Origin of the sequence: Rossellomorea sp. GAMAL-10_SWC, from assembly GCF_049568075.1 — a bacterium.
Taxonomy (GTDB): domain Bacteria; phylum Bacillota; class Bacilli; order Bacillales; family Bacillaceae_G; genus Gottfriedia.
Genome location: NZ_CP144911.1, coordinates 2,858,920 through 2,874,223, shown reverse-complemented (window position 1 = coordinate 2,874,223; position 15,304 = coordinate 2,858,920). Strand labels below are relative to the sequence as shown.

Annotated in this window: 10 protein-coding genes; all 10 read left to right on the top strand. The window is 32.4% G+C overall.

Annotation, left to right across the window (positions count from 1 at the left end; all coding sequences use genetic code 11):
* Positions 1-86: 86 nt before the first annotated feature.
* The 10 genes from mngA to V5E38_RS14310 all read left to right on the top strand — a co-directional run bounded on the left by mngA (position 87) and on the right by V5E38_RS14310 (position 15,295).
* Positions 87-2,024 carry a PTS sugar transporter subunit IIABC family protein gene (gene mngA, locus V5E38_RS14355; protein WP_499210513.1) on the top strand — a complete coding sequence of 646 codons (1,938 nt, stop codon included), beginning with the start codon at positions 87-89 and terminating at the stop codon, positions 2,022-2,024.
* A gap of 15 nt (positions 2,025-2,039) precedes the next feature.
* Complete coding sequence (mngB, locus tag V5E38_RS14350) at positions 2,040-4,640, top strand: mannosylglycerate hydrolase (protein WP_499210512.1); 2,601 nt, start codon at positions 2,040-2,042, stop codon at positions 4,638-4,640.
* A gap of 738 nt (positions 4,641-5,378) precedes the next feature.
* Entirely contained in the window at positions 5,379-6,581 is a 1,203-nt protein-coding gene (locus V5E38_RS14345; RefSeq protein ID WP_499210511.1) for a PDDEXK-like family protein, read from the top strand.
* Between the two features lie 557 nt (positions 6,582-7,138).
* Positions 7,139-7,369, top strand: a complete 231-nt coding sequence (locus tag V5E38_RS14340) for a helix-turn-helix domain-containing protein (protein WP_499210510.1) — start codon at positions 7,139-7,141, stop codon at positions 7,367-7,369.
* Positions 7,356-8,372 (top strand): DNA cytosine methyltransferase, encoded by a 1,017-nt coding sequence (locus tag V5E38_RS14335; RefSeq protein WP_499210509.1) that lies wholly within the window; start codon positions 7,356-7,358, stop codon positions 8,370-8,372. Before V5E38_RS14340 ends, V5E38_RS14335 begins: the two co-directional genes overlap by 14 nt.
* Positions 8,373-8,484: 112 nt before the next feature.
* On the top strand, positions 8,485-9,834 hold the full coding sequence (locus V5E38_RS14330; RefSeq protein WP_499210508.1) for a DNA cytosine methyltransferase: 1,350 nt from the start codon (positions 8,485-8,487) through the stop codon (positions 9,832-9,834).
* Positions 9,835-9,919: 85 nt separating this feature from the next.
* Entirely contained in the window at positions 9,920-11,968 is a 2,049-nt protein-coding gene (locus tag V5E38_RS14325) for an AAA family ATPase (protein ID WP_499210507.1), read from the top strand.
* A gap of 14 nt (positions 11,969-11,982) precedes the next feature.
* Positions 11,983-13,464, top strand: a complete 1,482-nt coding sequence (locus tag V5E38_RS14320; protein ID WP_499210506.1) for an LlaJI family restriction endonuclease — start codon at positions 11,983-11,985, stop codon at positions 13,462-13,464.
* Between the two features lie 309 nt (positions 13,465-13,773).
* Positions 13,774-14,760, top strand: a complete 987-nt coding sequence (locus tag V5E38_RS14315; RefSeq protein WP_499210505.1) for an LlaJI family restriction endonuclease — start codon at positions 13,774-13,776, stop codon at positions 14,758-14,760.
* Between the two features lie 298 nt (positions 14,761-15,058).
* Positions 15,059-15,295 carry a hypothetical protein gene (locus tag V5E38_RS14310; protein WP_499210504.1) on the top strand — a complete coding sequence of 79 codons (237 nt, stop codon included), beginning with the start codon at positions 15,059-15,061 and terminating at the stop codon, positions 15,293-15,295.
* The last annotated feature ends 9 nt before the right edge of the window (positions 15,296-15,304 follow it).

Here is a 15,304-nt window from a genome sequence, read left to right as displayed (position 1 = left end):
AAAAATAAGAAGTTTCCAGCTTCTTATTTTTTTTTTGCTATGATGAAACCAAAGTAGTCCATTAATTAATGAAAGGGGTTACAAGAATGCAATTAAAAAAGTTAACTTCAGAAACTTTAATTAGTACAAAAAAGTCATTTTCATCAAAAGAAGAAATCATAAAATACTTAGTTAAAAAGTTGGCAACAGAAGGGAAAATCCATTCTGAAGAAGAGTTTTACAATGCAGTGATGGAAAGAGAGGAACTATCGCCTACTGGATTTGAAAGCGGTCTAGCAATTCCACACGGTAAATCTTCATCTGTTAAAGAATCTTCGTTCGCAATTGTTACACTTGAGAAACCAATGAATAATTGGGAGAGTATCGATCCGAATAATCAAGTTGAATTAGTGATTTTGTTAGCCATTCCAAAAGAAGAGGAAGGTACAACACATCTAACTTTATTAGCTGAATTAGTTACAAGATTATCAGATGAAGAGTATAAAAATAATTTACTTCATGCAAGAACAAATAAAGAACTATTAGATCTTCTTGATGCACCTTTACAACCTACTAATCTGAAAGTCTCTCCAAATAGTGATAAAACAGTATTAGCTATTACAGCTTGTCCAGCTGGCATTGCACATACATATATGGCAGCGGAAGCACTTGTGAAAGCGGGTAATGAATTAGGAATTAAAGTATTTGTTGAAAAACAAGGGGCCAATGGAATTGAAGATCGACATACGTTTGATTCAATTAGAAAGGCTGATGCGATTGTATTTGCGGTGGATGTTGCGGTAAAAGATGAAGAGCGATTCAAACATCTTCCAAAAGTTAAAACATCTGTAGCTGCACCAATTCGAAATGCAAAAGGAATTTTAGAACAAGCTCTACAAAAAGTGGGAAATGCGCCTAAATCAGAAATGGACGAAAGTGAAGAGCAACATCATGAAGTAGAAAACAAATCTCTTAAAACAGAAATTAAGGATTCTCTTTTAACAGGAATCTCTCATATAATTCCAGTCATTGTAGCGGGTGGTATGACATTAGCGGCGGCAGTCTTTATTGCTCAAGCATTTGGACTTCAAGATGTATATGCGGCAGAAGGATCATGGTTATGGCTTTTACGCCAATTAGGTGGTTCTTTATTAGGACAAATCATGATTCCGATTTTATCAGCGTATATGGCGTACTCGATTGCTGATAAACCAGCACTAGGACCAGGTTTTGCAGCAGGGGTCGCGGCTAATTTAATAGGCAGTGGATTTTTAGGAGGTATGCTTGGAGGATTACTAGCAGGTTATTTCTTAAAGTATTTAAAAGTAAAAGTGAAACCTAAAGGGACTTTTGCAGGCTTTGTTAGTTTCTGGTTTTATCCTGTAGTAGGAACACTAGTAGTTGGCTCAATTATGCTGTTTGTAATTGGTAAGCCATTAGCTTTCTTAAACGAAGGATTAATTGATTGGCTTAATGGCATGAGTGGGACAAACGCGATAATACTTGGAGCAATTTTGGGAGCAATGGTTTCATTTGACCTAGGTGGACCGGTAAACAAAGCTGCTTACACATTCTGTATTGGTGCAATGGCGAGCGGAAATATCGTACCTTACGCAGCATTTGCATCTGTCAAAATGGTTTCCGCATTCTCAGTCACTGGAGCAACGGTAATTGGTAAACATCTATTTTCCGAACAAGAAAAAGAAATTGGTAAACAAACTTGGTTACTTGGATTAGCTGGAATAACAGAAGGGGCGATTCCATTTATGATTAACGATCCACTCCGAGTGATTCCTTCATTAATTGCTGGTTCTGCAGTAACTGGAGCGATTGTTGCTTACTTTAATATTGGTTTAAATGTTCCAGGTGCAGGGATTTTCTCATTAGCTTTACTTCAAGGAAAACCAGCCATAGTAGCTGCAAGTATTTGGTTTGGAGCGGCCTTAATTGGAGCAGTCATTTCAACAATTTTACTTATCATGACAAGAAAACAAAAAATCGTTAAAGATATACAAGTAAAATCATCACAACAATATGTAGCATAAGAGGTGAGAAGCAAAATGAAAAAAGTTCATATCGTTCCACATATGCATTGGGACAGAGAATGGTATTTTACAACAGAAGAATCTAGAATTCTATTAGTTAATAATATGGAAGAAATTATGGAGATGTTAGAAATAAATCCTGATTATCCTTACTATGTATTAGATGGACAAACCGCAATTCTAGAAGATTATTTCGCGGTAAAACCAGAAAATAAAGAGCGAGTAAAAAAGCTAGTTCAAGAAGGGAGATTAATTATTGGACCATGGTATACGCAAACGGATGAAATGATCGTTGGTGGTGAGTCAATCGTTCGTAATTTATTGTACGGAATGAAGGACTGCGAAGAGTTTGGAGTACCGATGAAAATTGGTTATCTTCCAGATTCGTTTGGACAATCAGCTCAAATGCCGATGATCTTAAAAGGGTTTGATATTAAGTATTCAATCTTCTGGAGAGGGACCTCTGAACGTCATGGAACAAATAAGACTGAATTTTATTGGGAGACAGATGATGGTTCAAAGGTGCTAGTTCAATTGTTTCCACTTGGCTATGCGATTGGCAAGTATTTACCAGAGGATGAAGAAGTGCTACAAAGTAGAATTAATAAGTATTTTACTGTTCTTGACCGTGGAGCAACAACTGATCATATCATTTTACCGAATGGTCATGATCAGATGCCGATTCAAAAGAATATTTTTACAATCATCGATAAGCTACAAAAGCTATATCCAGAACGTGAATTTTTCTTAAGTAAATATGAACATGTTTTTGAAAATCTAGAAGCACAAAAAGACCTTGATACATTAAAAGGTGAATTTCTAGATGGTAAGTACATGCGTGTCCATCGAAGTATTTACTCGACTAGAATGGATATTAAAGCAGCGAATACTAGAATTGAGAATAAAATCACCAATATTCTAGAACCACTTGCATCAATCGCCTATCGTTTAGGCTTTGAGTATCATCATGGTTTGATTGAATTAATTTGGAAAGAGATTATGAAAAACCATGCACATGATAGCATTGGCTGTTGCTGTTCTGATAAAGTTCATAGAGAAATTTTAAATCGTTTTTATTTAGCTGAAGAAAAAGTTGATCAACTGATTAATTTTTATAAGCGTAAAATAGTTGATTCAATGGATACATCTAATAAACATGATCGAATCACACTTTTTAACTTACTTCCTTACGAGAGAAATGAAGTTGTGACTACAAGCGTTATGACAAAGTTAAAATCATTTAAACTCGTTGATCATGATTCTAATGAAATAGATTTCGAAATTATCGCAAGCAAGGTTACTGACCCAGGCTTAATTGATCGTCAAATAGTTCATTATGGAAACTACGACCCGTTTATTGAATATACAATTCAATTAAAAGAAAAGATTCCTTCAATGGGGTATAAGACGTATTTTGTTGAAGAAAGTGATGAAGTCATTAAAAATTTCACTTATTCTACAAGTAAGATTGAAACAGACTATTATGGGATTACTGTAAATTCAAATGGAACATTGAATATTTTTGATAAGCAACTTAAACAAAGTTTTGATAATGTTCTTCGTTTGGAAAATGGTGGAGATGATGGAGATGAATACGACTACTCTCCACTTTTAAATGAAGATCTAATTTATAGTGATTCGGTTCAAGCTGAAACTAAAATTCAGCAAAATCGATATGGTGCAACGATTGATATTAAATATACATTGGGTGTTCCATCAAATTTAGAAAAACGAAGAGAACACGTTATTGATGGTGCTATAGAGGTTCATTTTACAGTCAGTGTTCCAAATCATAAACCGAGACTTGATATTAAATTAGAAGTGGACAATCAAGCGAAGGATCATCGATTAAGAGTATTAATTCCAACGGGTATTGCTTCAGCTTTCTCAGTATCGGATAACCAATTTGGTTCAATTAAACGAGAAGTTGTAGATCCGGCAATTCATGTATGGGAGGAAGAAAATTGGGATGAACGTCCAGATTCGATTTATCCTATGTTGAGTTACGTTGGTTTATCAAATGATGATTATGGAATTAGTGTATTAACGAATAGTACGAGAGAGTATGAAATCGTTGGTGAAAAATTTGATACGATTGCTATAACTCTGTTTAGGAGTGTTGGTTTTCTTGGGAAAGAGGAGATGGTTCGTAGACCTGGGCGACCGTCTGGGATTAAGTTGCCTACTCCGGATTCTCAGATGATTGGGAAGTTGTCGTTGGAGTTTGCGATTGCGACATATAATAAGGAAGAGAATGTTGCTCGGATTGCTAAGGAGTATTTAACTCCAATTGTTGTTTATAATAAGATTCCTTTTGATGCTATGAAGTTGAATGGGTCTGGTGTGAAGACTCCGTTAGAGTTTAGCTTTTTTAAAGAGCGTTCCCAAAATGTTATTTTAAGTACATTGAAAAAGGCTGAAAAATTCGATAAATTTGTAATTCGTCTTTATAATCCATTGGAAAATGAAGAATTTGCCTTTTTGCAATTTAATGATGAGATTGAGCAGGTATACACTGTTAATTTAGATGAAAAAGTAAAAGAAGATGTTTCTGTAAATGATCTGCAAGTAGGAATAAATATTAGTACAAATCAAATTAAATCGATTTTGTTTTAAAACAATAAATATATATATTTAAATCAAAAAAGGCTATTTTTCGTTTTTAATAATAACGGAAATCAGCAGCGTTATTAAGTGGGAAGTACAACCAATAAAAGATCAACAATTAATAAAGATTAAATTTATTATGAAGGGTTAATTCTATAGGCAAGGAACATGGCTAAAAATTTATGTGGGTATTGAAATAACAGCTCATAGTGAACAAATTTTCCTAAGTATTAATTTGTGGAAAGACAATTCTCCTAAGGAGATTATTTGCAAATGTCATTCCAAAAATGGATTTCTAAGTTTGTATAATTTCTAGGATAAAGGCGATGGAGGGCAATTGCAGTAATACTCATCGGGTATGATTGTTGAAGTGAAAGAAGGTAATTAATTAATAATTTCAATGATTTTGGTTTTGAAAGAAATTTAATGAATTGGTTTTTCAATTGAAAAAATTTAGGCACCTTATGCAACTAAAGCAATGCAAAAGTTGAACAAGGAAAGTTATAGTTCGTTATATTTTTATCGGAAAAGAAAAGAATTATTGAGGATTAATTGATTTTGAACGCAAGCATGCTTTAATTGAATTTCACTTCAGCAAAGTTGATATTAACGAACTTTAATGGCGCGATTAATTAGCATCGCGTCAGTTTTTTGTATTGGGATATGTAATTCGAGAAATAATTTAATAGAACATATCAAATATTAAGAAAGAAATTAGTAGCTCTTGTTTTTAGTGGAGGTAGACAAATGGAAGATTTCATTGAAGAAAACTTGACAGAATTAGAATCTTTTTTGTTGGATATAGAGATTTTAGATCAACTTGACTCTAAGCTTAATGTTTTTAACCTATTTGAAACGTTGCAAATATATCGTACAGAAATTAGGCATAGTAATGTTTTAGCTTGGCTGATGAAGCCACATGAAAATCATGGATTAGGCGACTTATTTCTAAAGAAGTTTCTCCAACATACTTATATAGAAAATAAAAGGCAGCTAGAAAAATTTGATTTTTCAATGTTAGAGTTTGCAACGATTGAGTATTCTGACTTTCAAGTTTATAGAGAGTGGAACAACATTGATATATTAGCAGTGTCGGAGGACAACCAAATTGTGATCGTTTTTGAAAATAAGATAGGCAGTAAGGAGTCCCAACATCAATTAAATAAATATCTAACCAAAGTAGAAGAAGAGTTTCAGGACTATAAGAAGCTTTTTATTTTTTTAACTCCTGAGGGAGATATCCCTTCAGATTCTGAAAATTGGGTAATTTTAACATATTTTCAAATATTAGATGTATTGTTAAAAGCTATAGATTTGAAAAAAACTGCTCTTGATACGAGAGTTATTGAGTTTTTAAATCAGTATATTGAAACTGTAAGGAGATATGTAATGAGAGAGCATGATCTAGAAAAGCTATGTAGAGAAATTTATTATAAACATCAAAAGGCATTGGATTTAATATTTGAATATAAGCCTGATGTCTTCCTGGAAATATCTGAATATGCAGAAGGATTAATTTCTTCAGATAGTAATAATCTTATGGATCTATGTTCAAAAACTTACGTGCGCTTTATTCCAAAGCCACTAGATGAAATTATCCCCTTGCAAGGTAGTTGGACAAAAACAAAACGCATATTACTTTGGGAGATCCAAAATAGAGATAATAAATTAATATTAAAGCTAATCATCGGTCCGGGGCCATCACAAATTAGGAATGATCTATTTATTATTGCTAAAAATCATGAAGATATATTTAAAGGAAGACTCAAAAATTTGACTGATTCATATACTCAAATATATAAAACTGAACTACTACCAAAGAATTTTCATGAAAAATTGGATATTGAACAGATTAAAGATACTCTTTGCAAAAAAATTGACAAATTTTTCTTTGAGGATTATATAAAAATTACTGATTTAATCATAGATGAGTATTCTTATGTTGATTAAGTTTATTATGATGAAGGTACTAATGATCGGAATAATTCACTCGGCTTTAATGAACTTGGCATGATAAGTACGGTTTTGATAAACGTGAATTACATAAATTTACTAATAATGTATTTGATCTAGGTGGATATAAATTTAATGACTATAATCGGCAAGGATTTAATCAAATGGGGATATGTAAAGAAACAAGAACCTTTTATAATTTAGACGGCTACAATGTTAATGTTATACATGATAGTTAAGAGTTAGTTCAATATGAATTTAGATAGACTGTCTAATTAGACAGTCTATTTTTATTCAAAAATCAACAAATTACAATAGTGCTACTATAGCTAGGGATATAGGAATTACTTTATATAACAGAAAATTAAAATAAATATAGTATTCAGCGTTTTGGTGTTTATGTATTTGTCTCTTCATTAATTTGGGTGTAGAGCTATAGCTTTGTAAATAATAATATTTTTTTATTTCACTCTGTTCGCTTTACATACGAACATACTCTTGATATTCTACCAAAGTAGAATAAAAATTCACTTTGGTAAATTATGAGGTGCAAAATGGGTTTTAACTATGATCCTTTATGGCGTATTGCTTTTGAACGAAAGATGAATAAGACTACTCTTCGTGATTATACAGGTATTACAAGTGCAACTCTTGCCCGTTTAAGTAAAAATGAACCAGTTAGTATGGAAATACTTGGTAGGTTATGTGATGCCTTGGATTGTAATGTTGAAGATATCGTTCAATACAAAAAGGAAAGGATAGTATATAGTAATGAAAAATGGTAATCTAAAAACAGTCAGCCTATTTTCTGGAATTGGTGGTATGGACTTAGGATTTATCAATCATGGTTTTGATATTATTTGGGCGAATGATTTTGATAAGGATGCTGTAGAGTCATACAAAGCAAATGTGAGCAAAAATATAGTATTCGGTGATATCAATGAACACTTAGACGAAATTCCAGCTCACGATGTTTTATTGGCAGGTTTTCCTTGCCAACCATTTAGTATGATGGGGAAGCAAAAAGGTTTTGATGATGAAAGAGGAACATTGTTCTTTACGATTGAACAGATTCTTTCAAAACATAATCCTAAAATTATTGTCTTAGAAAATGTTAAGAACTTGCTAACACATGATGGTGGGAAGACTATTGAAAAGATGCTTGATATTCTTGAAAATAAACTTGGATATAAGGTGCATTCTAAAGTATTAAACACTTCGGACTATGGACTCCCGCAAATTCGACGCCGTGTTTTTATGGTAGGATTTCGGAAAGATGTTTTCAAGGAAAAGGCGGATTTGTTTGATTTTCCCGAAGCACAAAAATTAAATAAAACTGTTTTTAATTTATTAGATAAAGAAGTGGACAAGAAGTACTTCTTATCTTTTAAGATTCTTCCAACAATTATGTCAAATGGTACCGGAAATTATCATTCTAAGTCAGAAATTAATTTAAAAATTGCAAAACCTTTAACTGCGACAATGCACAAAATGCATAGAGCAAATCAAGATAATTATTATGAAGATTTTGAGAATCGTGCAACTTTTGAGGATACGATTGATAGACCAATTTCAAATGTTCGCCGACTTACTCCAAACGAATGCCGTAAACTACAAGGTTTTCCAGAAGACTGGAAGTATGTTGTATCAGATACTCAATTATATCGTCAGTTTGGGAATGCTGTATCAGTAAATGTGTCTGATTCTATTGCAAAGCAAATTATTGATTTTTTAGGAGAGAAATATGAAAGTTCAAACAGAAGTAAAGATAGATACATTGTCAAATAATGTTTTTGACAAAAATGTTTTATCTAAGAGAGAATTGTTTGAAATGATTGATAACTTTATTCAGACTGTACAGGTTCTCTCTTACGAAGACAATTCAACCAATGACATTGATTTGAATACGATATTTACACTGATTGATATTGGTTTACTAGCTTCTGAAAATGAGTTAGAGTGGTTAGAAAACTTATTACCAGGTAATATGTTCGATACTTTAATCTTGTCTATTAATCGTGTGAATAGTCAAGTTTTGATGAAATATGATGATTTGATTAAATATAGCCAAACTTTTCGAGGTTTGAAGCAAAAAGAAGAAGATAGAAGCGGAAAACCTACTTTAGTAGACCTCTTCTGCGGATCTGGCGGCTTAAGTCTAGGGTTAACTCAGAGTGGATTCCGTATAGTGTTTGCAAATGATATAGAAAAAGCTGCATTACGTACGTATTCGTTTAATCATCCTGAAATTGATGCAAGTAAAATTACAATTGGTGGTATTGAAAACATAGCTCATAACGTCCGCTCATATATTACTGAGAAAGTAGATGTAATTGCAGGTGGTCCACCATGCCAGGGATTTTCAACAGCTAACCGGCAAAGAATTATCGATGATCCAAGAAACGTACTGTATAGGTATTACGTTGAAACTGTGAAGCAACTTCAACCTAAGTTCTTTATAATGGAGAATGTTAAAGGTATGAAGGCAGTAGCTGACCAAGTTGTCGAAGATTTTAATAATAACGTTCCAGTTGGCTATGATATAAGCTTTGACGTATTTAACGCTCGCAAACTTGGAGTTCCTCAAAATCGTGAACGATTAATTTACATTGGTGTGCGCCAGGATATTGCTGAAACAAATAATATTGGAGCTATTGACATCATTAATTCGATTCATGCGAATGTGCACACAGAGCTTGGTTTAAAGGTTGCAATTGATTCACTTGCCCCTGTAGAAGCTTCGCGAATTAAAAATTCGACTGAGCATGGTGATGAAGTTTCGGGTTATAAGATTTTTAAACGAATCTCTTCATTTGAGAATTCTTATGTATCAGAGATTAATCAAGGTCGTGAAACTTTGATTACTTATAATCATAAAGCTCGTTACAATAACGACCGTGATATTGAAATTTTTGGACGGATGATACCTGGGGATAAATCGGATAGCCCAAGAATTGCGGATATTATGCCTTATACTAGTCGTAGCCATATGTTTAAGGATAAGTATTTCAAACTCATTCCAGATGTTCCATGTAAAACAATTACAGCTCACATGAAGTTTGACTGCAATATGTATATCCATCCTACACAAGCTAGAGGATTAACCCCAAGAGAAGCGGCACGAGTGCAGAGCTATCCAGACGATTATTTTTTCTTGGGGCCTTACACTAAGACTTATCAGCAAATTGGAAATAGTGTTCCGCCTTTAATGGCAAAAATAATTGGAAATGAAATAATTAAATTCCTGTAAATAGAGTTGACTGGTAACAAAATGGTTACCAGTCTTTTTGCTTTATTTATGTTAAAATAGTGATTTAGAAGGAGTGAGTAATTTTATGGTCGAAAATCTCTTTAATACTGAGTTTGGAAAGATTAAACAAGCTCTACAAGAGACGTCCGAAATTGTTTTGGACGAAAATTATGATGCATTACTAGTAAAACCTCTAGCAAGTAGTAATTTATTGCCAGAAAAGCGTGTTGGTAGGGGGAAACAGACTCACATTGCCCTCTCAGGTAAAGATAGTCAAGATTTCTTCCCTTATGTTGATATACTACATTATACAGATAATGAGTTGAATCCTGGTTTCTCAGATACATCAATGAAATCCTTTTTCGTCTTACAAGTCCCAGTTATATTGTATCAGAAAAATATCATGAGATTGGGACAAAATAGTGATTTTTCTTTTGACAGTTATGGTAAAGTGCTTTCTAAACCATCTGTAAAACTAAGTAGACCCGGTGCTTCACCACAGATAGAAATTGGAAACACTTCAACTTCTGATACTACTTTTTTTTGCTTTAGAAAGCTGTTTGAAGAGCGTGACGTTTTAATAATTTTAAAAAGAAAAAATGAAGTCAAGTACGAAGGGTATATTATAAAGAATAATGAAAACCAAAGATTTGGTTTAACGGATGTGGTAGCATTTAATCCACAACAGCGTGGAGGAGCCATAGTAGATTACGTTGATGTTATTCCAAGCGAAAATAAAGATTATAAAGAGCTTTTTAAATCATGGTATCTTGAGCAATCAGAAATCAAAGCTAGCATTGAAACACGTAAAAAATATTTTAGGGTTTTGGATAGATTCGCAAATGCAGTAAATGAAAGTGGATTGTTTGAATTGACTGAACCTTTTGATTTTTGGGGAAATCCTAAGAAAGTTAATAAAGAATTTCCAGAGGATCGTATTGATTCTATGGTAAAATCTCTTCCACCTAATGGATCGTTTCATAGAGCAGATGGCGGTGGTAGCGAATTGAGTGCAATTTTGGGTCCGTATAGAACATGGGCAAATACTTTGACGGATGAAAAGAATAATGATCAGAAAGATGATGACAATTTATTTGCTGAGGAGTTGAAACAGGAATTTCGTCAGTATATATATTTTGGTGCGCCAGGTACGGGGAAAAGTTATCAATTGGCAAAAGACAGTAAACTATTCGGTAAAAACATTGAACGCGTAACCTTTCACCCAAATATGTCCTATGGTCAGTTTGTAGGGGTGTTCAAACCTTTTCCAACTAAAGTTCCCGTTCGAGATATGGAAGGGAAAATTGTTGAAAATGATGGACGAACTGTATGGGATGAGAAAATCTCATATAAATTTATTCCAGGCTCTTTAATTAAACAGTTAGTCCAAGCACTGTTAAACCCTAAAACTGCGTACTTACTTATTGTTGAAGAAATAAATCGTGCAAATGTTGCAGCTGTGTTTGGAGATATGTTCCAACTGCTGGATAGGAAGAGTAATTATTTTAGTGAATATCCAATTGCAATTAGTGAAGATCTTCAAGAATACTTTTACAGCATTTATGCTGATGATGATAACAAACCATATATTGAGAATATGAAAAAAACACTAAAAGAAGGATTGGTCTTTCCAGATAATTTCTATATTTGGACGACGATGAACAGCGCAGACCAAGGTGTTATGCCGATGGATACAGCTTTCAAACGTCGTTGGGAACAAAAATACTTTAGTGTTGATGAAGCGTGGGATTCAGAAGAAGGAAAACAAAAATTTGCTGAGTACAGTAAAATTAATCTACCTAATGGAGAAGATATCTCTTGGAATGTATTTCGTAGATTGATTAATGATATTCTATCTGACTATAAAAATATTCCGGAAGATAAATTGCTTGGCCCATACTTTATTTCAGAAAATATACTTCGTAGCGGAAATGAAGCTGTTACTGAATCATTCAAGACTAAGGTGTTAATGTATCTCTTTGATGATGTAGCAAAAATTCATAGAGATAAGGTATTTTATGGAGTTGAAAAAATGCGATACTCAGAAGTAGTGAAGAAATTTGAAAAGGATGGACTTGCACTATTTAATATTAGTGACGAAGAAGTAGCTGAAAAAGCAAAAGATGAACTATAGATAGGTGATAAGATATGAATATTATTGAAATGAAAGAGCAAAAGCATTTCAATTTTCGTAACTTCCAATCCATCGCTAGGCAATACGGAGAATATTCTGAAGAAGGACTTAGGGATATTCTAAAGCGATTAGAACTTAGCCACTGTTTGAAGCATTTTATTCCTCGTCAAGACATACTAGATGAGATTGAAATGGACGGCATTTTGGAAGATAAAATAGAGCATTATAAATTTACTTATGTCGGTATTGTACTCATAAGGGATTTTTGCTTTATTATTTATCCAAAATATTGGGCTCATGACTATAGAAATGAACTTAAGAAGGTTGAGAAGTTCAGTCAAATATTGAAGGTCATTGATAAGTATCAATCAAATCAAGCTTCTAACCTAGCTGTAAGTAATGAATATGGAAAGAGTAAACTTTCTATGATGATAACATTGCTTCAAGATTATCTAGAAAATGGTCTCTACTCGAACGATGCAGTTATGATAAAAGAAAATGGTGATGGTCAAATCCTTTGGGAAAAGACTATTAACGAAGCAACTGCATACGTTTCAGATGGAACACCAGTGTATTTAGAGCTGTATACACAAACCTCAGTTCTGAATGAGTTGGATATTGTTAGACGTATTCATGCAGCAATAATTTCAGAAATAGATCGTAAAATCGGAGGAATCCTTCCTCATATAGGCCTTGATTTTGACTTTCAAATTTCTGATGAAGACTCCTTTGATTTTGGAAATACTGAGCATTTGTTGTATTTGATTGATCGTGAGTTTTCAAAGCAGTTTGTTACTAGTAAACAGGTAATGCTTAGTAATATGAAAAAGTATCTTGAAGAGGAAGTATATGAGTCGAACGATGAGGTTCAGCTATACGGAACAGCTTCTTTCAATTTAGTTTGGGAAGCAGTTTGTGCTACGGTATATCGAAATAGTTTAGAGATGGATATGAGTTCATTGGGCTTGCATCGTTTTTCAAATTATGATGATTCAGATGTACCAAAATCCAAAAAAGAAATAAATTGGAATAAACTAAAACTTGGTAATTTTGTAGAAAAACCCGTTTGGGTTCATGCGACTGATAATAAAAGAATCAAAGCTAGTAAGACTCTGTTATTGGACGTTTTGGATGTCGATTTAACAACTAAAACTTTTAGAATATTTGATGCAAAGTACTACTTGCTTCGATTTGAAGAAGATGCAAATGGAACAATGACAATAAAGGGCCAGCCGGGTGTAGGAGATGTAACAAAACAATATCTCTATCAATTGGCATATAAGGAGCTTGCTGAAGAAAATGGTTATGGATTTACGAATGGCTTTATCATTCCAAAAGATGATCTTGTTGAAGATGATGATATCGGTCAAGGCCTAGGCAGGGGGAAATTATTAGGAATTGCGGAGATGAGAATGTTGAATCAGTTAAGTCTCAAAAATATTATGGTTATTGGGAGGGATTGTTACACTGTGTTCCAAAAATTTCTCGGAATATAGGTGTTGGGTATAGTGTTTTAAAATTACTTAATAATCTAACAAAAATATAATTCCTATTTAGCCCATATTATATTCGGTCACCTGGAACAGGTAAGAGTCATATTTTAAATAAAGAATATCAAAAGAACAAAAGAAGAGTGACTTTTCATCCAGATGATTATCGATTTGTTCCTGGACCTTTTACTTTATCATTGGTCGACGCTCTCAGTAATCCGAATGAATTACATACTCTAATAATAGAGGAACTTAACAGGGCTAATGCACCCGCTGTTTTTGGTGATTTATTTCAGCTACTAGATAGAGAGGAAGATGGACGTTTCATATTCCATTGACTATGAAAAAGAATTACTTGGCGGAATAGGGGGAAATAATAGTATATCTTCAGCTTTTTGGATAATGGAAGATTTTATTAATAATGGCTTAATAAATCTTCAAAAAGAAATAAACTCAATTAATACTAGTGGGCGTATTAATTGGAATCGTACCATAAATAAACTTAATCCAGTACTTTCTAATGGAAACCCTTTATATTTGGACTTTTTTTCTAAAAACAGAAATGTAGATATCAATAATATAATTTATAGAATTCATAAATATGCTGTCTATCAATCTTTAAAACGTTTTGGATGGCTAATAAGTTATCCACTTGAACATGAAGAATCGGATTTAATAATTGATAAAGATACAGCAATTCATTACCTACAAATTGAATTACAGATGACCTTTATTGACCGAGAAGTAAATTTATATAAAAATTTGATTGAGTTTTTAAATGGTAGTATTGAGAATGATAAAAATAATCATATTTTCACTTTTTTAACGCCACATTTTCATACTGTATGGGAGAAGATAACTGATTATATTTTTGATGGGATTAAAGATGACGAGATTAACATTCCTAGACCATATTGGAATGTTAAACATAAGATAAAATATACCAAACAAATTCCTGATACTATTTTTATATCAGAAAATAAATTATTTATTGTAGATGCAAAATATTACAGAGTTGAAAAATTGCCGGGGTGGAGTGATTTAGTTAAACAATTCTTCTATGCAAATACCTTAAAAGTACCATTAGATATCAAAAATATATTGATATTCCCTTCAAGTCATAAGGAAACCATAATTAAATATCTAGGTTATGCAGCAATAGAAAATAACGATGACTTAGGATATATAAACGGTTATACAGTCGATCTAATTGAAGCAATGAAAAGTTATGCTAATTACAATAAAAAACATTTTAAAAATATATTAATCACTTTAGAAAGTAATATAAAATTACAAGAGTAAGAAAGTACTTTATCAAAAAAGTGTTGAAATGCTACTAGGTGTTCTTTTTATTAAGAACGCCTTTTTTATATTCTATACAAGTTGAATTTTTTAATATGATTTTTTTATTGATTCTAATATAAAAGTAAACAATTACGCTATATTCCTTTAATTACAATGATGATTAGTTATTTATATCTTGTTAATATACTTTATTTTTGTAATTTTGTTTAAATAAAAAAAATATAGTATACATTTTTTTTATTTAGTATTAAAATTAATTTGTTAGATTTGTATTTATGATTTGAAGGAGATTTTTATGAGTGAAAAATTAGAAAAATTTGAAAGGTTAGCAGAAAAGAGAATTACAGAGGTTGTAAAAAAAATAAGATTAGTAGGAAATCTAGCCAATAAAAATAATTATGATTATACAGATCAACACGTTAAACAGCTTCTTGATACGATAGATTACGAGATTAAGGCACTAAAGAACAGATTTAAAGAAGAAAATAATACTGATGAGTATATTTTTTCGTTTAAAAATATGAATAAATAAGGTGAATAA

Coding starts and splice junctions, on each gene's coding strand:
- V5E38_RS14325 (WP_499210507.1), top strand. CDS start 9,920: ATGGTCGAAAATCTCTTTAATACTGAGTTTGGAAAGATTAAACAAGCT.
- mngA (WP_499210513.1), top strand. CDS start 87: ATGCAATTAAAAAAGTTAACTTCAGAAACTTTAATTAGTACAAAAAAG.
- V5E38_RS14340 (WP_499210510.1), top strand. CDS start 7,139: ATGGGTTTTAACTATGATCCTTTATGGCGTATTGCTTTTGAACGAAAG.
- V5E38_RS14320 (WP_499210506.1), top strand. CDS start 11,983: ATGAATATTATTGAAATGAAAGAGCAAAAGCATTTCAATTTTCGTAAC.
- V5E38_RS14315 (WP_499210505.1), top strand. CDS start 13,774: ATGGACGTTTCATATTCCATTGACTATGAAAAAGAATTACTTGGCGGA.
- V5E38_RS14335 (WP_499210509.1), top strand. CDS start 7,356: ATGAAAAATGGTAATCTAAAAACAGTCAGCCTATTTTCTGGAATTGGT.
- V5E38_RS14345 (WP_499210511.1), top strand. CDS start 5,379: ATGGAAGATTTCATTGAAGAAAACTTGACAGAATTAGAATCTTTTTTG.
- mngB (WP_499210512.1), top strand. CDS start 2,040: ATGAAAAAAGTTCATATCGTTCCACATATGCATTGGGACAGAGAATGG.
- V5E38_RS14310 (WP_499210504.1), top strand. CDS start 15,059: ATGAGTGAAAAATTAGAAAAATTTGAAAGGTTAGCAGAAAAGAGAATT.